The organism is Neorhizobium sp. PAMB6716, assembly GCF_058242805.1.
The window spans coordinates 2,404,456-2,427,604 of sequence record NZ_CM177835.1 but is presented as its reverse complement, the minus strand read 5'-3'; the positions used below and the strand labels follow the sequence as shown (position 1 = coordinate 2,427,604).

Annotated in this window: 18 protein-coding genes and 1 tRNA gene; 13 read left to right on the top strand and 6 right to left on the bottom strand. The window is 60.7% G+C overall.

Going from position 1 to position 23,149, the window contains the following annotated elements:
- The first annotated feature begins 50 nt into the window (after window positions 1–50).
- The 8 genes from AC4CWH_RS11945 (at window position 51) to AC4CWH_RS11910 (ending at window position 11,553) form a co-directional block, all read left to right on the top strand.
- The gene (locus tag AC4CWH_RS11945; protein WP_491318916.1) at window positions 51–818 is read left to right on the top strand and encodes a glycosyltransferase family 25 protein; all 768 of its coding nucleotides are present in this window, start codon (window positions 51–53) and stop codon (window positions 816–818) included.
- A 130-nt stretch (window positions 819–948) separates the two neighbouring features.
- The gene (locus AC4CWH_RS11940) at window positions 949–2,193 is read left to right on the top strand and encodes an O-antigen ligase family protein (RefSeq protein WP_491318915.1); all 1,245 of its coding nucleotides are present in this window, start codon (window positions 949–951) and stop codon (window positions 2,191–2,193) included.
- Entirely contained in the window at window positions 2,190–2,687 is a 498-nt protein-coding gene (locus AC4CWH_RS11935; RefSeq protein WP_491318914.1) for a DUF721 domain-containing protein, read from the top strand. The genes AC4CWH_RS11940 and AC4CWH_RS11935 overlap by 4 nt, the downstream gene beginning before the upstream one ends.
- Window positions 2,688–2,835: 148 nt before the next feature.
- Complete coding sequence (locus AC4CWH_RS11930; protein ID WP_491318913.1) at window positions 2,836–3,540, top strand: DsbA family protein; 705 nt, start codon at window positions 2,836–2,838, stop codon at window positions 3,538–3,540.
- A gap of 396 nt (window positions 3,541–3,936) precedes the next feature.
- The gene (locus AC4CWH_RS11925; RefSeq protein ID WP_491318912.1) at window positions 3,937–7,398 is read left to right on the top strand and encodes a chromosome segregation SMC family protein; all 3,462 of its coding nucleotides are present in this window, start codon (window positions 3,937–3,939) and stop codon (window positions 7,396–7,398) included.
- On the top strand, window positions 7,398–7,835 hold the full coding sequence (locus AC4CWH_RS11920) for an Ivy family c-type lysozyme inhibitor (protein WP_491318911.1): 438 nt from the start codon (window positions 7,398–7,400) through the stop codon (window positions 7,833–7,835). Before AC4CWH_RS11925 ends, AC4CWH_RS11920 begins: the two co-directional genes overlap by 1 nt.
- Window positions 7,836–8,651: 816 nt before the next feature.
- Window positions 8,652–11,327, top strand: coding sequence for a pyruvate, phosphate dikinase (ppdK, locus tag AC4CWH_RS11915; protein WP_491318910.1), 2,676 nt, complete (start codon window positions 8,652–8,654; stop codon window positions 11,325–11,327).
- Between the two features lie 7 nt (window positions 11,328–11,334).
- The gene (locus AC4CWH_RS11910) at window positions 11,335–11,553 is read left to right on the top strand and encodes a hypothetical protein (RefSeq protein ID WP_491318909.1); all 219 of its coding nucleotides are present in this window, start codon (window positions 11,335–11,337) and stop codon (window positions 11,551–11,553) included.
- A gap of 54 nt (window positions 11,554–11,607) precedes the next feature.
- Here the strand turns inward: AC4CWH_RS11910 and AC4CWH_RS11905 are convergent, their stop codons facing one another.
- Together AC4CWH_RS11905 and AC4CWH_RS11900 are read right to left on the bottom strand one after the other, a co-directional pair.
- On the bottom strand, window positions 11,608–12,681 hold the full coding sequence (locus AC4CWH_RS11905; protein ID WP_491318908.1) for a glycosyltransferase family 4 protein: 1,074 nt from the start codon (window positions 12,679–12,681) through the stop codon (window positions 11,608–11,610).
- A 25-nt stretch (window positions 12,682–12,706) separates the two neighbouring features.
- Window positions 12,707–12,970: a hypothetical protein gene (locus AC4CWH_RS11900; protein WP_491321417.1), complete on the bottom strand. Its 264-nt coding sequence runs from the start codon at window positions 12,968–12,970 to the stop codon at window positions 12,707–12,709.
- Window positions 12,971–13,118: 148 nt separating this feature from the next.
- On the opposite strand from AC4CWH_RS11900, the gene AC4CWH_RS11895 reads away from it, so the two are divergent.
- Entirely contained in the window at window positions 13,119–14,072 is a 954-nt protein-coding gene (locus AC4CWH_RS11895) for a DUF1499 domain-containing protein (RefSeq protein ID WP_491318907.1), read from the top strand.
- Between the two features lie 48 nt (window positions 14,073–14,120).
- On the opposite strand, the gene AC4CWH_RS11890 is transcribed toward AC4CWH_RS11895, so the two are convergent.
- Window positions 14,121–15,035, bottom strand: coding sequence for an MBL fold metallo-hydrolase (locus AC4CWH_RS11890; RefSeq protein WP_491318906.1), 915 nt, complete (start codon window positions 15,033–15,035; stop codon window positions 14,121–14,123).
- 80 nt (window positions 15,036–15,115) lie between these two features.
- Window positions 15,116–15,412: a cupin domain-containing protein gene (locus tag AC4CWH_RS11885; RefSeq protein WP_491282227.1), complete on the bottom strand. Its 297-nt coding sequence runs from the start codon at window positions 15,410–15,412 to the stop codon at window positions 15,116–15,118.
- Window positions 15,413–15,584: 172 nt separating this feature from the next.
- Here AC4CWH_RS11885 and AC4CWH_RS11880 point away from each other — a divergent pair.
- From AC4CWH_RS11880 to cysN, 4 genes are all read left to right on the top strand, one after another.
- A tRNA-Gln gene (locus AC4CWH_RS11880) sits at window positions 15,585–15,659 on the top strand.
- 382 nt (window positions 15,660–16,041) lie between these two features.
- The gene (locus AC4CWH_RS11875; RefSeq protein WP_491318905.1) at window positions 16,042–16,965 is read left to right on the top strand and encodes a glycosyltransferase family 2 protein; all 924 of its coding nucleotides are present in this window, start codon (window positions 16,042–16,044) and stop codon (window positions 16,963–16,965) included.
- A 32-nt stretch (window positions 16,966–16,997) separates the two neighbouring features.
- A complete protein-coding gene (gene cysD, locus AC4CWH_RS11870) occupies window positions 16,998–17,897 on the top strand; it encodes a sulfate adenylyltransferase subunit CysD (protein WP_491318904.1) in 900 nt (299 codons plus the stop codon).
- Window positions 17,897–19,792 carry a sulfate adenylyltransferase subunit CysN gene (gene cysN, locus AC4CWH_RS11865; RefSeq protein ID WP_491318903.1) on the top strand — a complete coding sequence of 632 codons (1,896 nt, stop codon included), beginning with the start codon at window positions 17,897–17,899 and terminating at the stop codon, window positions 19,790–19,792. Before cysD ends, cysN begins: the two co-directional genes overlap by 1 nt.
- 64 nt (window positions 19,793–19,856) lie before the next feature.
- Here cysN and AC4CWH_RS11860 read toward each other — a convergent pair whose 3' ends face one another.
- Together AC4CWH_RS11860 and AC4CWH_RS11855 are read right to left on the bottom strand one after the other, a co-directional pair.
- Window positions 19,857–20,837, bottom strand: a complete 981-nt coding sequence (locus AC4CWH_RS11860) for an NAD-dependent epimerase/dehydratase family protein (protein WP_491318902.1) — start codon at window positions 20,835–20,837, stop codon at window positions 19,857–19,859.
- Window positions 20,834–23,110, bottom strand: a complete 2,277-nt coding sequence (locus AC4CWH_RS11855) for a glycosyltransferase (RefSeq protein ID WP_491318901.1) — start codon at window positions 23,108–23,110, stop codon at window positions 20,834–20,836. The genes AC4CWH_RS11860 and AC4CWH_RS11855 overlap by 4 nt, the downstream gene beginning before the upstream one ends.
- Window positions 23,111–23,149: the final 39 nt, after the last annotated feature.

Below are 23,149 nucleotides of genomic sequence, written 5' to 3'. Positions count from 1 at the left end.
CGGTGCGGGTTCGAGCGATCGGACGATCTGGCCCCAAGAGATAAAGTGCGGTGACGTTGAAGCCAATGGCAGCAGACAGACAATTGCCGGTCCTCCTCATCAATATCGAACGGGCAGCCGCCCGGCGGCGGTTGATCGAAGGCCAGGCACTGGAACTCGGCATTTCCCTTTCGCCCATTGCCGGCGTCGATGGCGGCGCCGTGCCGCAGGAAATGTGGCAGGATGTCGATCTCGACCTCTTCCGCCGCCGCAATGGCCGCCCGATGATTTCAGGCGAATATGGCTGTTATCGCAGCCACCTGAAGGCATTGGCGCATCTGGTCGAGAGCGGACAGGATGCGGCCATTATCATTGAAGACGATGTGTCGCTGTCGCCGGATCTCGTTGCCCGCGCCGCCGCCATTCTGGATGTCGTGCCGGCCGATGCGGTGGTGAAACTGGTCAACCACCGCGTGGTCGCCTTTCGCGAGACGGCGGTGAGCGCGCTGGGCGATCATGTCGGGCGCTGTCTCTTCGGCCCGCAGGGTTCTGCCGCCTGTTATCTCGTCACACGCGGGGCCGCGCAAAATCTGGTCTCACGCCTGCTGCCGATGTCGCTGCCATTCGACATGGCGCTGGAGCGGGTGTGGAACCATCAGGTGCCGGTGTTGACAGTGAAGGAAAACCTTCTCGATTTCGGCACCCTTCGGCAGGATACGATGATCGCGCACCGGGCGGATTATCGCCAGCACAAGCTGCGCGGGTGGAAAAAAATGCCGACGCATCTGTTTCGGACGCGCGAGGCATTTTTGCGTGCGCAAGCCGGTTTTTTCGTCTGAGATCGCTCGACATGGCAGGAGTAAGCGCTAGGTTCCCAAGGAACGGCCCCCTGACGTGCAGGAGGGCCCGGATCAAGGAGACTGCATTGCAGGTGATGCCTTTGTCACCGGACGTGAGCCGGGTGCTGTGATGCCGACATTCAAGCAGACCCTCCTGTATCGAAGGCGCATTGACGGCTGGATGGTCACCGCCGCGTCCGCAACGTTTACGCTTTATATCTCCGTCACGCTTGTGGTTGCCGGTTTTTTCGGGCTTGCCGGGCTGTATGTGACATTGTCCAACCGCCGCCGGTTCCTGCGTCACCTGCGCTCCTGGGGCGGGCTCGTGTCGGTCTATGCGCTGTTTTCGCTGTCCCTCATTGCCTGGCGCGGCGAAATCGAGGCGGGCAACCGGCAATTGGGGTTCATGTGCCTGCTGCTTGGCCTCTCCTTCATTACGCCGGGCCTCTGTCTCGTGCGCCACCCGCTGCGGCAATTCGTTCTCGGCGCGCGGATCGGCATTTATGGCGCGGTTGTGCTGGCGCTTGGCACGCTCATTGAGGAGGGTGGCGTGGCCGAGCGCTACGACGGGCAGGGCAATGCCGCCATCGTTGCCTTCCTCATCGCGATTGCCGCGGGCATGTCGACCATCCGCCTGAAGCATCCGCCACGCTTGCTGCCGAATGGCCTGCTTTATCTGCTGCTGGCCTGTTTTCCGATCTTCCTTACGCAGACCCGGGCCGTGCTGGTCGTCATGCCTGTGCTGTGCCTCGTCGAATTCGTCATGTGCAGCCTCGACTGGCGGCCGCGGCTGCGCAACCGGGCTTATGTCGGCGCGTCGATCGGCATCCTGCTGCTGCTGCTTGCGCCTCCGGTGCAGAGCATGCTGACTGAGCGTTTCGTTACCGTCTACAACTATTATGTCGAGGGTGCGCCTGACCGCGACATGCAGTCGGGGGATATCCGGCTCGTCATGTGGCAATCGGCCATGACAGTCATCGAGGCGCATCCGCTGACCGGTGTCGGCCTGATGGACATGTTCACCGACATGAAGGCGGTCGCCGGGCCGAATGCCGGTATGCTCGAAGGCTTCAAGCATCCGCATAACATCGTGCTGCAGGAATTGCTGGCAAACGGCGTGCTGGGGCTGGCCTTCATGCTCGCCATCCTGTTCGGTTTTCTCTGGACGGTGATCTCAAGTCCGCTCGAAGACAGCGCCAAGCGCGCCGCGCTTTATGTGACTTTCACCGCGGTTGCCTTCGGCATGCTGCACGATCCGTTTTACCACGAGCTTTGCATGTCAACGATCATGCTGTTCAGCGGCGTGATGATTGCGCAGGTTCGGCGCCTGCGGCTCTTGACGCCGGCGGCGGAAGGGCGGAAGGCTCCTGCATGAGTAGACGCCCGATACCCCGCCAGATCGCTGAAATCGCCAATGGCCTGATGGACCCGGTGCTGGCGCGCCGTGCCGGCATTTCCACAGCCCTTCTCGGCTCCTGGGACGAGATTGCCGGTGAGGAATTTGCCGATTGCACGCGGCCGGAAAAGATCGCCTGGCCGCGCCGCGACGGCACGGAAGAAGCGGGTTATCAGGCCGGCGTGCTGACCATTGCCTGCGAGGGCGCCCGCGCACTGTTTCTGGCCCACGCGCAGGGTGAGTTGATCGAGCGGATCAACGGCTTCTTCGGCTTTCCCGCCATCCGCCAGATGCGCATCGTGCAGAAGCCGGTCAGCATCTCCACGCGTCATCGCCGCCCGCCGCAGCCGCTGAGGGGCGATGCGGCAAAACGGCTGTCCGACATGATGGACGGCATCGAGAACGAGGCATTGCGCCGCGCTGTCGAGCGGCTGGGCACCGCCGTGATGCAGCCAGCGCCGCGCAAGCGATAGCGGACTGCCCACTTCGCTTTTTGCGGGCCATCTCCACTCTGTCACAATTGTTTGAGAAGAGTGGCAACTGTTGTGCTTGTCGCGGTCTTCCCGGCGCGATACGGAATTCTTCAGATTTTCGCGTTCCATTGAACAATAGGTGTCATTAATGCCGATCAGCTCCCTTTCTCTCACCCGGCGCCATCTGATGGGCGGCGTGGCCGTTACCGCCGCAAGCCTGCCGGTCATCGGCATGGCCTCGCAGGCCTTTGCGGTGGACCTGCCCGAATCGACCGGCACGGTGGATATGGCAGAGGTTCTGAAGCCCGGCCCGTTGCCGGAAATGGCGCTGGGCGAAGCCAATGCACCGATAACGGTCGTCGAATACATGTCGATGACCTGCCCGCACTGCGCGCATTTCCACAACACCACGTTTGAACCGATCAAGCAGAAGTATATCGATACCGGCAAGGTGCGCTTCATCGTGCGCGAATTCCCATTCGATCCGGTGGCGACGGCCGCCTTCATGCTGGCCCGCTGCAACCCGCAGAAGCCGGCGGAGCTTTCCGAGCCGGCCGCCTATTTCGCCATGGTCTCCATGCTGTTCAAGCAGCAGCGCGCCTGGGCAGCACCGGCGGACGGCAATGTGCGCGCAGCACTCCTGCAGAACTCGAAACTTGCCGGTTTTACACAGGAGAGCTTCGAAGCCTGCTTGACGAACCAGAAGCTTCTCGATGATGTGAACGCCACGATGAAGCGCGGCGCCGACGAGTTCAAGGTGAACTCCACGCCCACCTTCCTGATCAATGGCAAACATTATTCTGGAGACATGTCGGTTGAAGCCATGTCTGCCCTTTTCGACAGCCTTCTCTGATCTGGCCGTTTTGATGGAAACGGGCGCCGGCGAAAGCCGTGCGCCCGTTTTTTATGGGGTGTCTGACGGGTTTTTGGGCAGGTTGGCGGCTGGGGCTACCCCCCTCTGCCCTGCCGGGCATCTCCCCCACGCGGGGGGAGATCAGCAGGGTGTTTGGCCTCTTGCGCCCATTTCCTCTAGAAATTTTCCTGTCAAAAGAGGTTCCGCCGCCACCATCAGCTCTTTCTGGGTGTCGGGCAGACGCCCTGAAGGGCTGAGCAGGGTCTCCGCCGCCACCTCCTTCCGATCTCCCCCCGTGTGGGGGAGATGCCCGGCAGGGCAGAGGGGGGTAAACCTCCGGCACAGCGGAAATGATCGTCTTCCCGGCCTCCAGCCGCCTGCCATCGGGGTGGCTCGATGAAGTTCAACAAGCTGCGTGTCGTTGGCTTCAAATCCTTCGTGGAACCGACCGAATTTGTCATCGAGCCGGGTCTCACCGGTGTCGTCGGGCCGAATGGCTGCGGCAAGTCGAACCTTGTCGAGGCGCTGCGCTGGGTGATGGGGGAGAACTCCTACAAGAACATGCGCGCATCCGGCATGGACGACGTGATCTTTTCCGGCTCCGGCCACCGTCCGGCACGCAACTCGGCAGAAGTTGCGCTTTATCTCGACAATAGCGACCGTACCGCGCCTTCCGGCTTCAACGATAGCGACGAGATCCAGGTGTCCCGCCGCATCGAGCGTGAGCAGGGTTCGCTCTACCGCATCAATGGCAAGGAAGCCCGCGCCAAGGATGTGCAGCTGCTGTTTGCCGATGCCTCCACCGGTGCCCGCTCGCCCTCCATGGTCGGGCAGGGGCGCATCGGCGAACTCATCCAGGCCAAACCGCAGGCGCGCCGCCAGCTGCTGGAAGAGGCGGCCGGCATTTCGGGCCTGCATTCGCGCCGCCACGAGGCGGAACTACGCCTGCGCGCCGCCGAAACCAATCTGGAACGGCTGGAAGACGTCACCTCGCAGCTGGAAAGCCAGATCGAGAGCCTGAAGCGCCAGGCCCGTCAGGCGAACCGCTTCAAGATGCTCTCTGCCGATATCCGCGAGCGCGAAGCCATGCTCCTGCATATCCGCTGGGTGCTGGCGCGCGACGCCGAGAACGAGGCGAACACCGCGCTCAATCAGGCAACCTCGCTGGTGGCTGAAAAGGCGCAAAACCAGATGGAGGCGGCAAAAGCGCAAGCCATCGCCAGCCTGAAACTGCCGGAATTGCGCGAAGCCGAAGCCAGCGCCGGTGCAGCCCTCCAGCGCCTGCAGATCGCCCGCGGCCAGCTGGAGGAAGAGGCCGGACGCCTCCTGCGCCGCCGCGACGATCTTGCGCGCCGTCTTGCCCAGCTTGCCGAAGACATCAGGCGCGAAGAGCAGCTTATGGCTGAAAACGCGCAGGTCATCGCCCGTCTGGATGCGGAAGAGGAAGAACTGGGCGAGCTTCTGGCGCAATCGGGCGAGGAGGCGGAGGAAACCCGCGAACTGTTTGCCGAGGCCGCCGCCCGGCTTGCCGACAGCGAACAGCTGTTTACCGAGGTGACCGCCGAGCGCGCCGAGGCGTCTGCCCGCCGCACGCAGCTGGAACGCAGCATCCGCGATATTGCCGACCGCCGCCTGCGGCTCGACCGTCAGCTGTCCGAGGCGAAGGGCGAGGCTGAGGCGCTGGCCGATCAGCTTGCCGGACTGGCCGACCCGCAGGAGCGGCGCGAGGCGGTGGAAGCGGCCGAAGGTGCTGTCGAGGATGCAGGCCTTGCCATCGAGGATGTGGAGGCAGCCCTTGCCCGCGCCCGCCAGAGCGAAATCGAGGCGCGCCGGCCGGTCGAGGCAGCGCGGGCGACATTGAACGGCCTTGAAACCGAAGCGCGCACGATCCGCCGAATGCTGGCCGCCGGCATGGCCGCCGGAGCCTTCACCCCGGCCGCCGAGCTGATCCGTGTCGATCGCGGGTTCGAGACGGCACTGGGTGCCGCGCTTGGCGATGATCTTGACAGCCCGCTTGATGCCGAGGCGCCTGCCCACTGGGCCGGCAATGGCGATGGCACCGGCGATCCCGCGCTGCCGGCGGATGTGACGCCGCTTGCCCGCCATGTGACGGCACCTCAGCCATTGTCGCGCCGCCTCAACCAGATCGGCGTGGTCTCCGCTGAAAACGCACACACTCTTCTGCCGCAGCTGAAACCCGGCCAGCGTCTCGTCACCCGGGAAGGCGCCGTCTATCGCTGGGATGGCCATGTCACCGGCTCGGAAGCGCCAAGTGCGGCCGCCCTTCGCCTGGCCCAGAAGAACCGTTTGTCGGAACTGGAAGCGGAGGTGGACGAGGCGCAGATCCTTCTCTCCGAAGCCGAAAGCCTGCTGGCTAACGCGTCTGCGGCCATCGGCGTCGAGGAAGCCAATCTCACCGACGCCCGCGAGCGCTCACGCATTCTCCAGCGCAACCTGTCGGATGCGCGCGACCGGCTGGCTGAGGCGGAGCGCGCCGCCGGCGACCTGATGCGCCGCCGCGATGTGGTGGCAAGCGCCATCCAGCAGTTCGAGGGACAGATCGAGGAACTTCAGGCGCTGGAAGAAGATGCGCGCAGCGAGCTTGAAGACGCCCCGGATCTATCCGAAGTCGAGCGCCGGCTGGCAGAACAGCAATTGGCAGTCGCGACTGACCGCGCAAGCCTTGCCGAGGCGCGCGCCCGCCATGAAGGGTTTTCCCGCGAGATCGAGGCTCGCCGCCGGCGCCTCAACGCGATTGCGCAGGAGCGTCAGAGCTGGACGAGCCGGGCCGCGAGCGCCGAGCACCATATCGCAACCCTTCGCGAACGCGAGGAAGAAGCCCGCGAAGAGGTGGCCGATCTCGATCTTGCGCCGGAAGAGTTCGATGACAAACGCCGCGCCCTGATGAATGAGCTGGACAAGGCGGACGCTGCAAAGCGGGCGGCCGGCGATGCGCTGGCGCAAGCTGAGACACGTCAGCGCGAGGCCGACAAGCAGGCCGCAACCGCCTTGGCGGAACTTGCCGACGTGCGCGAAAAGCGCGGCCGCGCCGAAGAACGGCTGGTTTCCACCGCCGAGCGCCGCCACGACATGGAAAACGCCATTCGCCAGGCGCTGAATATCGAGCCGCATGAAGCCTTCCGGCTGGCCGGGCTTGCCCCCGGTGCGGCGCTTCCCGATACCGCCATCGTGGAGCGCGATGTCGACCGCTTGAAGATCGAGCGCGAGCGGCTGGGCGCCGTCAACCTGCGCGCCGAGGAGGAGCAAAAGGAGCTTTCGGAAAAACTTGCCGCCCTCATCAAGGAGCGCGACGACATTATCGATGCGATCCGAAAGTTGCGCTCGGCCATCCAGAGCCTCAACCGTGAGGGCCGCGAACGGCTGCTTGCCGCCTTCGATGTGGTGAACGCGCAGTTCCAGCGGCTGTTTACCCATCTGTTCAATGGCGGCACGGCCGAGTTGCAACTGATCGAGAGCGACGATCCGCTGGAGGCCGGCCTTGAAATCCTCGCCCGTCCGCCGGGCAAGAAACCGCAGACCATGACGCTTCTTTCCGGTGGCGAGCAGGCGTTGACGGCGATGGCGCTGATCTTTGCCGTCTTCCTCACCAATCCCGCACCAATCTGCGTGCTCGACGAAGTGGATGCACCGCTCGACGACCACAATGTCGAGCGTTACTGCAACCTGATGGACGAGATGGCGGCATCGACCGAAACCCGCTTCGTCATCATCACCCATAACCCGATCACCATGGCGCGCATGAACCGCCTGTTCGGCGTCACCATGGCCGAGCAGGGCGTGAGCCAGCTGGTGTCGGTCGATCTGCAGACGGCAGAGCTGTTGCGCGAGGCGGTGTGATGGCTGTGATGGCAGGTCTCCTGCGCACGCTTTTGATGCTGGTGCTGGTCCTTTCCTGCGTCGGCGGCCCAGCCTTTGCGGCAGAAGCACAGTCGGGGCGGTTTCTGCAGCAGGTGGTCGGCAGCTCTGAAAAACATGAGAAGAACCTGCAGGCGCTGTTGCGGGGCGCGCGCTCTCTGCCCTCCTGGGTGCGCAACATGATCTCCAACCCGCGTTATGTCTCCGGCGCTTCCCGTGCCGTTACTGTCGATGGCAAGCCGGCCGAATTGTTTGGCGCCTGCCTTGCCGGCAAATGTGGGCAAAGCCGCCTGCGGGTGCTGTTTTCGCCGGAGGGTGATGCGCTATCGCTGCGGGTGGAGGATGCGCAGCTTGGCGAAGTGCTGCTTGGTGCGCCCTCGCAAGCTGCTCTGTCGCAGCTGCGCCTGCCGGGCATCTGACCGACTGTTGCACACCTCGTCCAGATGTCGTGACTTATTTCGGCACGGATGGCGGCAAAAGCGTGCCCCTTTGAGACGTGTTTGTCTGCCGCCGCGCGAAATTCAGGATATACGGAAAATTTTGAAAAACCCGGTTGATCGAGGCCCTGTCTACGCTGTAAAACGGCTGCATCGACAGCGAACACGGCATAGCGCCTGATTGTTGTTGATCGCATATGCGCGCGTGTTTTTGCTTTTGATCAAGTCTATCCAGCGTCTGCCTGAGAATTGGCCTGAAATACAGGACGTTATCGATGTAAAATGATTGATTTCTGATCATTTTAACTTATGATGACATTCAGTGATTTCAGTGTCCCGATACAGTTTCAAGCACCCCCCGGCGGGGTTCCTGTACCTGCCGGAAGACTTTGCGGGGCCGGAGCAGGCGGCCCCGCAAAGTCTGATTTTCGGACTTATTCAAAATATACTTGAGCGATTTGTAAGGTCGGCCGGGAAATTGCTTCGTGCAATTTTCCGGCCGTTTTCATTGTGGGCGCTCCGCCGTTGCTCATTTGTTGGCTCCGCGCAGTAATCTCGATCTGCCCACCAGGTCGTCCGAACCCGTCTCGTGCGGCTTCCGTTTGCCGCCCCGCGCCCGCACCGGAACTGCCGCTTCAAACGTGATCTGCTGTCGAAATTCTCACATGTTTGCCGTGCGGGGCCGTATTTTTGTTGCAATGCAGCATCATGCTGGTCTCCAATGGTTCCCAAGCGGCGCGCTATCCTGTAAATGCTTGGTAAAACAAGAAGCAGTGCATGCTCGGGTGGAGGAGCGACATGAGCAAATGGGTCTACCGTTTTGGCGGTGGCAAGGCTGAAGGCCGTGCGAAGGACAGCACGCTTTTAGGCGGCAAGGGCGCGCATCTGGCCGAAATGGCCTCGCTCGGCCTGCCGGTGCCGCCGGGGCTGACGATCGTCACCGATGCCTGCCTGCATTATTTTTCCAGCGGCCGCACGCTTCCCGACACACTGAAAGATCAGGTGCTCGAGGGGCTTGCCGAGATGGAAGCGCTGACCGGGCGCCGTTTTGGCGGGGCCACGCATCCGCTGCTTCTCTCCGTCCGCTCCGGCGGGCGCGCTTCCATGCCGGGCATGATGGACACGGTTCTGAACCTTGGTCTCAATGACGAAACGGTGCAGGCGCTCGGCCACGATGCCGGAGATGCGCGCTTTGCGTGGGACAGTTATCGTCGCTTCATCCAGATGTATGGCGACGTGGTGATGGGTCTCGATCACGAGGTTTTCGAGGAAATCCTCGAAGACGAGAAGGCAAAGCTCGGCCATGATTACGATACCGAACTGTCGGCCGTTGAATGGCAGCATGTCGTCTCGCTCTACAAGCAGGTGATCGTCGAGGAACTGGGGGAAGATTTTCCGCAAGATCCCCATGTGCAGTTGTGGCGGGCGATTGCCGCGGTGTTTTCCAGCTGGAATAATGCCCGCGCCGTCACCTATCGCACGCTGCACAAGATCCCGCACGAGTGGGGAACGGCGGTCACCGTGCAGGCCATGGTGTTTGGCAATCTCGGCTCGTCGTCTGCCACAGGTGTTGCCTTTACCCGCAATCCCTCGACCGGCGAAAAGAACCTCTACGGCGAATTCCTCATCAACGCCCAGGGCGAGGATGTGGTAGCCGGCATCCGCACGCCGCAATCGCTGACGGAGGAGGGGCGCATCGCGTCGGGCTCGGAAAAGCCCTCGATGGAAAAGCTGATGCCAGACGTGTTTTCGCAGTTCAAGGCGATCTGCACCCGGCTCGAAACCCATTACGGCGACATGCAGGATGTGGAGTTCACCGTCGAGCGCGGCACGCTGTGGATGCTGCAGACGCGTTCTGCCAAGCGCACCACGAAGGCTGCCATGAAAGTCGCCGTCGACATGGTGGATGAGGGGCTGATCTCGGAAGAAGACGCCATCTGCCGCATCGACCCGCCCTCGCTCGACCAGCTCTTGCACCCGACCATCGATCCGCGCGTCGAGCGCGTGGTGATCGGCTCCGGCCTTCCGGCCTCGCCGGGGGCGGCGTCCGGGGAAATCGTGTTTACCTCGGAGGCTGCGGTAGAAGCCGAAGCCGAAGGCCGCAAAGTCATCCTGGTGCGCATCGAAACCAGCCCGGAAGACATTCACGGCATGCATGTGGCGGAAGCCATTTTGACCACGCGCGGCGGCATGACCAGCCATGCGGCGGTGGTGGCGCGCGGCATGGGTATTCCGTGCGTGGTCGGGGCGGGCGGCTTGCGCGTCGATCTGCGCAACGAACTTCTGATCGGCCCAGGCTTCACCCTGAAGCGCGGCGATATCGTCACCGTCGATGGCTCCTCCGGCCACCTGATGAAGGGCGAGGTGCCGATGATCCAGCCGGCGCTGTCGGGCGATTTCGGCCGGCTGATGGCCTGGGCCGACAAGGCGCGCCGCATGACCGTGCGCACCAATGCCGATACGCCGGCGGATGCGCGCGCCGCCCGCTCGTTTGGCGCCGAAGGCATCGGCCTTTGCCGCACCGAACACATGTTCTTCGAGGGCGGCCGCATTCATGTGATGCGCGAAATGATCTTGGCCGAGGACGAGGCCGGCCGCCGCGCCGCGCTCGACAAACTCTTGCCCATGCAGCGTTCGGATTTCACCGAACTGTTCACCATCATGTCCGGCCTGCCGGTAACAATCCGCCTGCTCGATCCGCCGCTGCACGAGTTCCTGCCGAAAAGTCCGGAAGAAATTGAGGAAGTGGCGGCGGCCATGGATATGGAGCCGGCGCTTCTCTCGCGCCGCGTCGAGGCGCTGCACGAGTTTAACCCGATGCTTGGCCATCGCGGCTGCCGTCTGGCGATATCCTATCCGGAAATTGCCGAAATGCAGGCCCGCGCCATCTTCGAGGCGTCGGCTGCTGCTGCAAAGGCCACCGGCGCTGCCGTCGAGCTGGAAATCATGGTGCCGCTCGTCGGCCTTCGCACCGAACTGGATTACGTGAAAGCCTGCATCGATGCGGTCGCCGCCGACGTCTCGCGCGAAACCGGCATGGCGATCGGTTATCTCGCCGGCACGATGATCGAGTTGCCGCGCGCCGCCATCCGTGCCCATGTGATTGCCGAAACCGCCGAATTTTTCTCCTTCGGCACCAATGACCTGACGCAGACGACGTTCGGCATCTCGCGCGACGATGCCGCAAGTTTCATCCCCACCTACCAGCGCAAGGGCATCATCGTGCAGGACCCGTTCATCTCGCTGGATTTCGACGGCGTCGGCGAACTCATCCGCATTGCCGCCGAACGCGGGCGCAAGACGCGTCCGGACCTGAAGCTCGGCATCTGCGGCGAACACGGCGGCGATCCCGCCTCCATCCGCTTCTGCGAGGATGTCGGCCTCGATTACGTCTCCTGCTCACCGTTCCGCGTGCCGATCGCACGGCTTGCAGCCGCACAGGCGGCAATCGAGGAGCGGGGGAAGGCGGGGTAGAGGTCGCATGACAGATCCGCTCGAAAAGGCCGTCGCCCATATTCGGACCTTGCCATCCGATCAGCAGGATGAGCTTGCCGTCATTCCCTTGCGCCTCGCCGATGCCGAGCCGGAGCCTGTTGCCCTTTCTGCCGCCGAGCGGGCGGCGATATCGACATCCAAGGCCGCGGCTGCTCGCGGTGATTTTGCCAGTGACGATGAGGTGAATGCTGTCTGGGCTCGTTAAAGCGCTCGCGACCCGCTGAGCATGCCGCGCTGAACCTTTGAGTTGGATAGCCCGTCAGCCGTCCCCCACCACCCAGTCCGCAACGCCTTCAAACGTCTCCTCCCATGTCGGCAGTGTCCTGCCAAAAGCCCAGGCGCGCTCGGCCTGATCCTGCAGCCGTGCTGGTTCTTTAAGGAGGGTGGTGATGTCGAGGGCCATGGCGGCGGCATCGTCTGCCGGGGCCTCGGTGATGCCGCCGGAGGCCCAGGTGGAGACGGCGCCGGATGCTGTGGTGACGACGGGAACGCCGTGGCGAAACGCTTCGGCAATCGCCATGCCATACCCTTCATAACGGGAAGCGGCGATATAAAGATCGGTCTCCTGCCACAGCATTTCGAGTGCTTCGTCGCTGAGATCGCCGCAAAAGGTCACGCGGTCGGTTAGGCCGAGTGCATCGGCCTTCTCTTGCAGCGCGCGCAGAAGGGCGGGGTCACGGGCAGGATCTCCAACGATCTTCCAGCGCCAGCCTTCCTTCGGCAGATGGGCTGCCACATCAAGGCAATAGTCATAACGCTTGCGGGCAATCACCGCCCCGACCGATAGGAAATTGCGCTGGCCGGCCGCACCACCCGAGCGGTCTTTGCCTGCCGTGCCCCTGATCGCCGCCCGGTTTCCCGGCACGGCAATGCGGATGCGGTTTTCCGCCACGCCGTAATGCTGGTGGAGATAACGCGCGGTCTCCGTCGATGTCACAAGAATTCGGCTGGCGCGCAAAACAGCCTGTTTTTCGCGCTGGCGCAGGGTTGGATCGGCATTTCCTTGCCCGCCCTTTTCCTCCACCAGCGAATGGTGAAAGATCGCCACCACGGAAATCTCCGTCGTTGCAAACACATCCGGGAGATCGGCGAGGAAAATATGATCGGTGAGGATGACGGTGTCCGATGGCAGCGTCTTCAGCCGCTCGGCAAGGCTTGCGCGCTCAACCTGCGGCACCGTTGGAAAACCGGTCGCAAGCGTAATCTCGCCAAACCGGCCACGCTGGCGTTCCAGCGCTGTGAGCAGTTGCGCGTTATAGACATAACCGCCGGTCAATCGGGCATAATCGGCGCTGGCGAGAAAAACGATCGGCGAGGCTGAGGGAAAAGACAAGCGAAGGCTCCGTCTCTGGCAGGGGTTACCGCCGTTCTACGATCACCCGCCGCTCGAGGATCACCGGGCGGTCGAACATCATGCTGCGGGTCTGAAAGGCGCGCATGTCGGCGCAGCGGTCGAGATCGATGTCGAGCAGGCAGCGGGCCATGGCATCCGTTCCCGGCCGAAAACCATAACCGGCGCAGGTGCGTTCATCGACTGCGCGCCTCTCTTCCGGCGTCATCGTCTGGCAGCCGGACAGTGCGGCGGCGGCAACGAGCATCAGGGGCAGGAGGGCGCGGGGCATGGTCATGGCAAACTCCTTGGAAAGGCGGCACGCGTTGAACGGCAGGTGACGCAAACGAGCGCATGTCATAGAAGATAGGACGAATGGCAAGGCGGAAAAAGGTCGAGACAGATTTCCGCGCCGCCGCGACACGCTGAGACCCCTGTAAATGACTGTTCGTTTCGTCAGACCCGTATCGACCGCAGCCTATGCCGGAAAATGGCTTGGAGAGGCATCGCTGCTGCTTCTGCTTTTGGCAGGGCTTGCCCACCGGTTCGGGCCGCTGGCCACGCCGCATTTTCTGGCGCTGGTGTTTCTGGCCGGCGCCATGGCAGCGCTCAGCCTGCCGCTTGCCATCATTGGCCTCGCGCGCCTCTGGCAGGTGGGGGCACGGGGCGGCACGGCAGCGACAAAGGCCATTCTGTTGGCCGCACTGCCGCTGGGGCTTTTAGGCTACTGCGCGTTTTTCTACGAGACCCGCCCGCGTCTTTTCGATGTGACGACAGATATCGTCGATCCCCCCGCCTGGAAAAGTCAGCCCAAGGCCGACCAGATCTGGCTGCCGCGCCCGGCTTTTGTGACCCAAAGCGATCGGGAGGCGCAGCAGGCGGCTTATCCGGGCCTCACCGGCCGGCGTTACGAAGGCGCGCTCGACCGCGTTTATCAGGCGGTGGTCACCGTGGCCCGCGCCAATCGCATTACGCTGAAGACGCAAAAGCCGGTGGTTCGGGAAAAGCTGCCAACGCCGGAAACCCCTGTGGTGGAAGCGTTGCCGGCCGGCCGCGGCAGCCCGTCTGCACGGGGCAATGCTGCGTCTGTCCTGCCCGATGTCGTTCCCATTCCCCTGCCGCGACCGCTCGCAGGCGCATCTTCACCGCTTGCAGCGTCCGGCCTCGACACAACCGAAAGCGGCGACATGCTGTTGCAAGGGGAAACCCGCACGCTGATTTTTGGCCTGCCTTTCGATGTGGTGATCCGCTTGAGCGAAGAGGCCGAAACCACTTTCGTCGATATGCGCGTTGCCATCCGTTATGGCCCGCATGACCTTGGCGAAGGCGCCGAAATCGCGCAATCTTTCCTACGCGCGCTTGATGCGGAGCTTTTAGGCATTGCGCCGGAGTGAAGGGCGTGAGGGGACTGCCGGTCTGGCACTTCCTCTCGTCAAAACATGTCAGTCCGCATAAAAATAACGGCTCAAAAGGCCCGGCGGCCCCTCGCAAGACACCTGTCCGCGCGCCACCAGATCTTCCAGATGGGCCAGAACCGAAAGGCCCGCAGCGCCATGCAGGCGCGGATCGGTTGAGGCATAGATCGCCTTCACCATCGTGGCAATCTCCCGGTCGCCGGCTTTCACCCGTTCCAGCACGGCGCGTTCGCGCATGCGCCGGTGGGTGCGAAGGCCGCGCAGGAAGGCGGGCGGATCGACAACCGGTCCCCCGTGGCCGGGAAAGAAAATTCGGTCGCTACGGGAAAGCAGTTTGTCCAGCGAGGCCATGAAATCGGCCATCGAACCATCCGGTGGCGCCACCACCGTGGTGGCAAAGGCCATCACGTGATCGGCGGAAAACAGGATATCGGTCCCCTCCAGCGCAAAGGCCATGTGGTTTGCCGTATGGCCGGGGGTGTAGATGCCGGACAGCGACCAGCCATCGCCCTCTACTCCGGCGCCATCTGCCAGCACGAGATCGGGCACAAACCCCGAATCGCTGCTTTCGGCAAACGGGTTCATCTCTCCCTGATGCAGCGGGCGGGCGGCGCGGTGCGGCCCTTCGGCAACCGTGATCGCGCCCGTTTCCGCCTTCAGCCGGGCAGCGAGCGGCGAGTGATCGCGGTGCGTGTGGCTGACAAAAATGTGGCTGAGGCGACGGCCCTCCAGCGCGCGCATCAGCGCCTCGAAATGCGCCTCGTTTTCCGGCCCCGGATCGATCAGCGCCACATCCTGCCCGCGCCCGACGAGATAGGAATTGGTGCCGGCAAAGGTGAACGGGGAGGGGTTGTTGCAGGTGATGCGCCAGACCCCCTCGGCCACCGGCACCGCCTCGCCATACGCTGCCTCGAAAGTGCGGTCGAATTCCGGTGTTTCCATGCGTCGTGAAGGCCTGTCGTTTAGAAAATCGCGTGGTGAGAGAAGGGATGCACCCGGCACATGGCGGGAAGCCCTTAGCCTTACTTGTATTCGATCTCGATGAACGACATCGGCTTTTTCCCGGCATTGACCACATTATGCTCGGCGCCTGCATCGCGCCGATAGGCGGCACCCTTGGCAATCTCAACCCGACGCTCGCTGCCGCCTTCCTCGATCAGGAAGGAACAATCGGTCATCGGCACCACCACATAACCCAGCCCATGGGTGTGAACACCTGTATCGGCGCCGGGCTCAAAGTCCCAGCGGATGATGCGCACCACGGCATCATCGACCAGCGTGGTGGCAATGGCAGGCGGGCGGGCGCGATACTGGCTCATGGTGTCTCCGAGGATGGACGCTTTTTCAAAAGACCTAGCACGCAGCAGGTTTTCGCGCACAGAAAACTGTGACGGCGATAAACTTAAGGATTGTGGGGCGAAGGGAGCTTTGCTAATGCAGGCGCACCCGGATGGCCAAGGCGGCACCCTAGCCTCTAACGCCATCCTACGGTGGGGCGTCGCCAAGCGGTAAGGCACCGGTTTTTGGTACCGGCATTCCCAGGTTCGAATCCTGGCGCCCCAGCCATGTTCCCATAAGCCCGATAATCAAAAGCTTATGCGGTGGAAATTTCGTCAGCGGAGCACATATTACCGGTCCACGGGCCAACCGCGCTTTCTCGGGGCGATAGCCTGCGTCGCGCGCAGCTGGGATAATTCATTGTCATGTCGTGATTGATCGTATTTATGCCTCGAAACTTGTAAATTTGTTGCTGATGCAAGTGACGGCTTCTGAACGATGGACGGGTCATGTGGCGTCTGTGGTGGAGCAAAGAGGGTGTGACCGCGATCTTCACCTGCCCCGATATTTACCGGATGCGGAGCCGTTGGTAGCCTCGCGTCCCAGACAGCGCATGACAGTCGGCAACTCGGGCCTATTCGTCTGGAAGAACGCGAAAGTTTGATGTGAAATGCAAGACGACCACATTGCGATATTGATGGGAACCTATCAGGGGGAAAGGTTTCTGCCGGAACAACTCGAGTCCATTCGAACTCAAACGCATTCGAACTGGAGCCTCTGGGTTTCCGACGACGGTTCAACAGACCAGACGCAAGAGATCGTTGAGGCGTTTGGCCTGAAGGCGGGTGCGCCTGTGCATTTCTTGGCCGGCCCACGTCAGGGTTTTTTGCGCAATTTCATGACGCTGTTGGCCAGGCCGGAGATCGATGCCGACTATTATGGCTTTTCCGACCAGGATGACAAATGGCATCCGGACAAAGTTGAGGCTGCGCTTGAGTGGTTGGGCAGGCAGCCTGCGGATCGCCCGGCACTCTTCTGTTCACGCACGAAAATCGTTGGTCCAGACGGGAATGCCATCGGATTTTCGCCGCTGTTCCAGCGTTTGCCAAGCTTTGCCAACGCCCTTGTTCAAAGTATTGCCGGTGGCAACACGATGATCATGAACCGGGCGGCTCGCGAATTGATTGTGAGCGCCGGCGCTGATTTGGCAATCCCGAGCCACGACTGGTGGTGTTATATCATGGTCTGTGGGGCAGGCGGTGCTGTCCATTATGATCCCATAGCCAGGATTGACTATCGCCAGCACGATTTTAATCTGGTCGGTTCGAACTCCGGTATACGAGCGCGTTTGCGACGAATGAAGATGTTGAAAGAGGGGCGGTTCAAACGATGGAGCGAGCAGCACATGGCGGCTCTCCAGCCCGTTGAAGCACGCCTTACCCCTGAAAACCGCGAGATCCTCCGCCGTTTTCAGGAGGCGCGCACCGCAACCTTTCCGAAGAACCTGCGCGCGTTCATGAACTCCGGATTATATCGGCAGACATTGCCCGGGAATATCGGCCTCGCGAGTGCCGTGTTGCTGAGGCAAATCTAGAAATTTATCCCCATCCGCATGGAAAACCTGTCTTGACCCTGACCCACCTTGATCGCCTTGAAGCTGAGTCCATCCACATTTTCCGTGAAGTCGCAGCCAGCTTTTCAAAGCCTGTGATGCTTTATTCGATCGGAAAAGACTCGTCCGTCATGCTTCATCTGGCGATGAAGGCCTTTTATCCGGCAAAGCCGCCTTTTCCTCTCATGCATATCGATACGACCTGGAAATTTCGCGAAATGATTGAGTTTCGCGACCGCACGGTTGCGCGGCTGGGACTGGAATTGCTGGTTCATACCAATGCCGATGGGGTGGCGGAGGGCATCAATCCGTTCAGCCATGGCTCAAACCTCTACACTCACGTCATGAAGACGGTGGCGCTCAGACAGGCGCTCGATCAATATGGCTTCGAGGCCGCCTTTGGCGGGGCACGCCGCGACGAGGAAAAGTCGCGGGCGAAGGAAAGGATCTTCTCCTTTCGCAACCAGCAGCACGCCTGGGATCCCAAAACCCAACGGCCGGAGATGTGGAAGACCTTCAACACGCGGATAAACCCAGGGGAGTCCATCCGCGTCTTTCCGCTTTCGAATTGGACCGAACTCGACATCTGGCAATATATCCTGAAAGAGAATATCCCCATCGTGCCCCTCTATTTTGCCCGCACGCGCCCTGTCGTGGAGCGAAACGGCATGCTGATCATGGTCGATGACAACAGGCTGAAGCCTGAACCCGGCGAAGTCATCGAAGAAAAGCTCATCAGGTTCCGCACATTGGGATGTTATCCGCTGACCGGCGCAATCGAGTCCGAAGCCGCAACGCTGGAGGATATCGTTGCAGAGACTTTGGCCGTTCGCACATCAGAACGCCAGGGACGGTTGATCGACCGGGATGAAGCAGCCTCCATGGAAAAGAAAAAGAAGGAGGGCTATTTCTGATGGAGCCGTCAAAAACGCCAAGCGCTGCCACCCGTGTGGCAGATTACCTGCGCCAGCAGGAGAGCAAGTCGCTTCTTCGTTTTCTGACCTGTGGCTCCGTCGATGATGGCAAGTCCACGCTGATCGGCCGGCTGCTTTACGATACGAAACTGATCTTCGAAGACCAGTTGGCGGCCCTTGAGCGTGATAGTGTAAAGCATGGCACTAACGGCACCGAGATTGATTTTGCATTGCTGGTCGACGGTCTGGAGGCGGAGCGGGAACAGGGCATCACGATCGACGTCGCCTATCGCTTTTTTGCCACGGAAAAACGAAAGTTCATCGTGGCCGATGCTCCCGGCCACGAGGAATATACGCGCAACATGGCGACCGGCGCATCGACCGCGGATCTGGCCGTCGTGCTGCTGGATGCCAAGCAGGGCATTCTCCCCCAGACCAGACGCCACTCCTTCATTGCATCCCTGCTTGGGATCCGTCACATCGTGCTTGCCGTCAACAAGATGGATCTGGTCGATTTCGATCAGGATGTTTTTTGCCAGATAGCCGATGCGTACAAAGCGTTTGCGGATGGTCTGGGCTTTGCAACCATCCAGCCCATTCCCCTGTCGGCACGCCATGGTGACAATGTCACGATGCAATCGACCAGAATGCCCTGGTATCAGGGGCCAACGCTTCTGGACGAACTGGAAACGGTTGCCATTGACCAGGTCAATCTGGAAAAGCCGTTTCGTTTTCCCGTTCAATATGTATCGCGGCCCAATGCGGAATTTCGCGGTTTCGCAGGGCAGATCGCCTCCGGGACAGTGGCTCCAGGCGATCGTGTGCGCGTGGCCAAGTCAGGGCAAACGACGCGCATCAAGGATATTGTCACGCAGGACGCTTCGTTGGAGAGCGCCCGCGAGGGGCAGGCGGTGACCATCGTTCTGGAAGACGCGGTTGACGTTTCGCGCGGCAATATGCTGGTATCGGCAGACCACCCCGCCCACGTTGCCGATCAATTCCAGGCGCATCTGATCTGGTTCGACAAAAAAGCTCTGATGCCGGGGCGCAACTACATTTTAAGAACCGAATGCGACAGCGTCACAGCAACCGTGACCGCCCTCAAGCACAGCATCGATATCACCAATTTTGCCCATAAGGCTGCAAGGTCTCTTGAGCGAAACGAATTTGGCGTCTGCAACTTTTCGGTCCAGGCACCACTCGTTTTTGATGCTTACAAGGACAACCGAAACACCGGCAACTTCATCCTCATCGACCGCTTTTCCAATGCGACCGTCGGCGCCGGAATGATCGACTTTCCGCTGCACCGCTCGGAGAATATCCAGTGGCAAGCGCTGGATGTATCCAAACAGTCCCGCTCGGCCCTGATGAACCAGCGGCCTGCGGTTTTATGGTTCACCGGTTTTTCCGGATCGGGCAAGTCCACCATTGCAAACAATGTCGAAAAGCTTCTTCACGCCAGCGGGCGCCACACCATTCTGCTGGATGGTGACAATGTCCGTCACGGCCTCAACCGTGATCTCGGCTTTACGGATGCCGATCGCGTCGAAAACATTCGCCGCATAGCAGAAGTTGCCAAGCTGATGACGGAAGCCGGGCTCATCGTCATCGTTTCCTTTATCTCGCCATTCCGCTCGGAGCGCCAGTTTGCGCGCGAACTGTTGGGCAAGGACGAGTTCATCGAAGTCTTTGTGGATACACCGCTTGAGGAATGTATCCGACGTGATCCAAAGGGACTTTACAAGCGCGCCATCGCGGGCGGCATTCGCAACTTCACCGGCATTGAATCGCCCTATGAGCCGCCGGAAACTCCGGAGCTGCATCTAAGAACCATCGGAACGGATCCGGCAGACCTCGCGGCTCTCGTTCAGGACTACCTCGAGCACAAGTTTTAGGGGAGTTGCTGCAAGGGGCGGGGGAGATCGGTCGCCATTCTCAAAGCGGCGACGAAACCGTCTCTTACGGCCCGCCGTCGTTCCCCGTTGTCCGCAACCAGTCGGAAAAGCGGCGCAGCCCATCTTCGAAACTCACCTTCGGCGACCAGTTTAATGCCTGCTTTGCCCGCTCGATGCTGAGAACGCTGGTCGGCACATCGAATGGCCGACCCGGCAGATAGCGACGGTCGGTCTTTTGGCCTGTCACATTCTCGATTGCATCCAGCACTTCGTTAAGACTATGCCCTCGACCTGAGCCGATATTGAAGACGCGTTCACTGGGATTGCGCTCGGCCGCCGCTATAAGGGCTTCGATGACATCGGCAATATGGATGTAATCCCGGACAACCGAACCATCGCCCCATATCTCAACCGTCTCACCGCGCAGGACCTTGCCGAGAAATACGGCAACCGCACCCTGGCTTGCATGCACACGCTGGCGCTCGCCAAACGGGTTGGCCAGTCGCAAAACGGTATAGTCCAGTCCGTGCAGGACATTATACAGGTGAAGGTATTTCTCTATGGAAAGCTTGGTAATGCCATACGAAGACAGAGGATCCGTTGGATGGGTTTCCTCGATCGGCACCCGCGCCGGTATGCCATAAACCGTGCCGCCGGACGAGGCGAATACGACCTTTTTTACGCCGAGCCTGACGGCCTGATCCAACAGGCGAACAGTGCCGATGACGTTGCTGTCAACATCAAAGACGGGGTCGGCATTCGACGATTTCGGCAGGGTTGTCGATACGAGATGGAAGCAGATATCGCAGCCGTCGAGCGCGCCGGCAACATCCGCTTCGCTGACAAAGTCTCCTTCGTAAAGCTCAAAATTGGGATCGCTCAGATGGGATGAACTGATGGGCTGCACATGCGGGCGATCAAAGCACCTCACCTGAAAGCCACGTGCCAGCAGGGCATCGACAAGATGTGAGCCGATGAAGCCGCGTCCGCCGAGGATCAAACACCGCTTCACGGATCTTGAGGAGAGATCGTTCAAGTTGCTCAATTTACCAATCTCCGATGTGGTTGCGCAGCATCATATCGGGGACCGGTCGGCGTGATCACACTGCGATAGACGTCTTCGTATTTCTCAACCATTGCGGCCATTTCGAATTTCGCTGCTGCCGCGGAGACCTGCGAGGACATCCGGGTATAACTCTCGGGATCGTTTGCGACCTTGACGATCATCTCTGCTAAGGTTTCCGTGTTGATCGACCAATCTTGCAATGCGAAAAGCGATCCCGCCGGTCCCGAATCCGTTTCCAGCATATACCGTATTTCGCCGATGTCGCTTGCCAGTACCGGTTTTCCAGAGAGCAGGCAGTCAATCAACACAAGCGGGGCGCTCTCACCCTTAAAGCGGGAGGGCAGGAATCCCATGTCGGACGCGGCGAAATAATCCCTGATGTTCGCCTTAAAGCCGATAAAGTGGATATGTTTGTCAACCGGCATTTGACGAAGGCGTTGGAACTCCGGGCCCTCTCCGATAAGCAGCAATTGGATAGAGCGAGATGATCGATCGTTCGCCAGTTGGACCGCCTTGATTGCCTCCTCCCAACCCTTGTCGGGAATGGCCCTTGCAACCAGACACAGCACGAAATCACCCTGCCCAAGGCCAAGCGTCTCGCGGGGAATCGGCTGAACAGGTTTGAACGGCAATGCATTATCGATGCGCCGAAAGGTCTTTTCGCGAATAAGGTCCGGCGGGAAGCCGCCGAGGTTCTTTTCGGCCGTATACACGAAAGCGTCAACGCGCTTGCGCAGCAGGGGCATGAACCCGGTAACCTGCTCCGGCGTCATCATTTCGTACATGCCATGCGTGCTGATGACGTGCGAAATGTCGGACTTGCCGATCAACAGCATGGCGAGCGACATATCGACCCATGCGTGATGCGAGTGAACCAGGCTGATGCCCATGTCCGAACACGCGCTTGCAACGCGATCCATCTGTTCCAGTTCCAGAAGCGCTACGCGTGGCGATAACATCGCGCGAACGCCCGATTCCGTAGCCTGCTGGTGGCAGTTCAGAACCGTCACAGCATAACCCTTCTCAGCCAGTTCGTTTGCCAGCATGATTGGAAAGGTTTCACCACCGCCTGCTGCAAGCGCGTAGACCGCCATCAGCACATTCGGCAATCGCCCGGCTGCGCAAGGCAGGATCCGCTCAAGATTGTAGAGTTCTTGAAACTCGCTCAATCGTCCTTCGCCGCGCTGCGAGCACCAGTGGGTGTAGAGGACCTGCTCTTGTCGCTTGAAGCCCTCGGTCTCGACCGCATACAGTGCCGCGACACGCTTTGCCAAGATCTCGTGCTCACGGTAGTAAATGTCCTCCTTTTGGGCATTTACGGAGGTGTTGGCAGCATGCTGGCGATAATAGTTTATGGCCTTGGGATTATACGCGACAAGCCCGCCGCGCACCAAGGTCAGGTAGAATACCCAGTCCCCGCAAAGCCTCAGTCGCAGCCACTCGGCGTCGTCGAAAAGATCGATCTTTCCCGGATGCCGGAAGACGGCACTGCTGACATTGGGCACAAGATTCTTCGCAACCCAGCCTGCCTTCACCATGGCATGCGCCGAGCGTATGAAAGATCTGTCCCAGACATGAAGTCCAAGATCATGAAGATAGTGTTGAAGGCGCCAGATCGTTTCCGGCGGCGTGCCCCGGACGAATTCCGTATCGCTGAAGGCCAGTTTCACGCCCTCGGTCTGGAAGCAACGCACCATCTCTTCCAGGAAGCTGTCCGAACAATAGTCGTCGCTTTCGGCAATCCAGATCAAATCGCCCTTTGCAAGCTCCAGGCCCTTTTTCCATTGATTGAAGACACCGCCGGAGTTTACCGCGTTGAAATGACAGATCGTCCTTTCCGGGTAACGTGCCGCATAGTCGCCAAGCACCTGCAGGCTGTCGTCGCTCGAACAATCGTCCAGCAGGATCACTTCCAGATTTGAGTAGGTCTGCCGATAAATCGAATCCAGCCGCTGCGCCAGATAAGGCGCGTGGTTATAGTTTGGAACGATGACTGAAACCAACGGGCGGAAATCCGCCGCCAGCGGGCGCACTTCACCATAGAGATCGGTCGAGGAAAATTCGTCTCCCGCCAAGGGGCGGCCCGTCAACATGTGCGCACGCCGAACGATGCCGCCAATGCCCTCACGCCTGAAGACACCGGCAACCCTGCGGATCGCAAGCAGCGGCGATCCCTGGTAGAAGGATAGAGCGGGGCGAAGTGCGGCAGTCAGAGCTTTTACATGCTGAAACTTGCGGCGTAAAAAATTCATCGACTCACAATTCTGTCGCATGCATCCGACCAACTGATT

Excerpts from the sequence above, each read along its gene's own strand:
- AC4CWH_RS11885 (WP_491282227.1), bottom strand. The coding sequence starts at position 15,412 with ATGAGCCAGTATCGCGCCCGCCCGCCTGCCATTGCCACCACGCTGGTC.
- AC4CWH_RS11910 (WP_491318909.1), top strand. The coding sequence starts at position 11,335 with ATGACAGATCCGCTCGAAAAGGCCGTCGCCCATATTCGGACCTTGCCA.
- AC4CWH_RS11895 (WP_491318907.1), top strand. The coding sequence starts at position 13,119 with ATGACTGTTCGTTTCGTCAGACCCGTATCGACCGCAGCCTATGCCGGA.
- ppdK (WP_491318910.1), top strand. The coding sequence starts at position 8,652 with ATGAGCAAATGGGTCTACCGTTTTGGCGGTGGCAAGGCTGAAGGCCGT.
- AC4CWH_RS11930 (WP_491318913.1), top strand. The coding sequence starts at position 2,836 with ATGCCGATCAGCTCCCTTTCTCTCACCCGGCGCCATCTGATGGGCGGC.
- AC4CWH_RS11935 (WP_491318914.1), top strand. The coding sequence starts at position 2,190 with ATGAGTAGACGCCCGATACCCCGCCAGATCGCTGAAATCGCCAATGGC.
- cysN (WP_491318903.1), top strand. The coding sequence starts at position 17,897 with ATGGAGCCGTCAAAAACGCCAAGCGCTGCCACCCGTGTGGCAGATTAC.
- AC4CWH_RS11940 (WP_491318915.1), top strand. The coding sequence starts at position 949 with ATGCCGACATTCAAGCAGACCCTCCTGTATCGAAGGCGCATTGACGGC.
- AC4CWH_RS11855 (WP_491318901.1), bottom strand. The coding sequence starts at position 23,110 with ATGAATTTTTTACGCCGCAAGTTTCAGCATGTAAAAGCTCTGACTGCC.
- AC4CWH_RS11920 (WP_491318911.1), top strand. The coding sequence starts at position 7,398 with ATGGCTGTGATGGCAGGTCTCCTGCGCACGCTTTTGATGCTGGTGCTG.
- AC4CWH_RS11925 (WP_491318912.1), top strand. The coding sequence starts at position 3,937 with ATGAAGTTCAACAAGCTGCGTGTCGTTGGCTTCAAATCCTTCGTGGAA.
- AC4CWH_RS11900 (WP_491321417.1), bottom strand. The coding sequence starts at position 12,970 with ATGCCCCGCGCCCTCCTGCCCCTGATGCTCGTTGCCGCCGCCGCACTG.
- AC4CWH_RS11890 (WP_491318906.1), bottom strand. The coding sequence starts at position 15,035 with ATGGAAACACCGGAATTCGACCGCACTTTCGAGGCAGCGTATGGCGAG.
- AC4CWH_RS11875 (WP_491318905.1), top strand. The coding sequence starts at position 16,042 with ATGCAAGACGACCACATTGCGATATTGATGGGAACCTATCAGGGGGAA.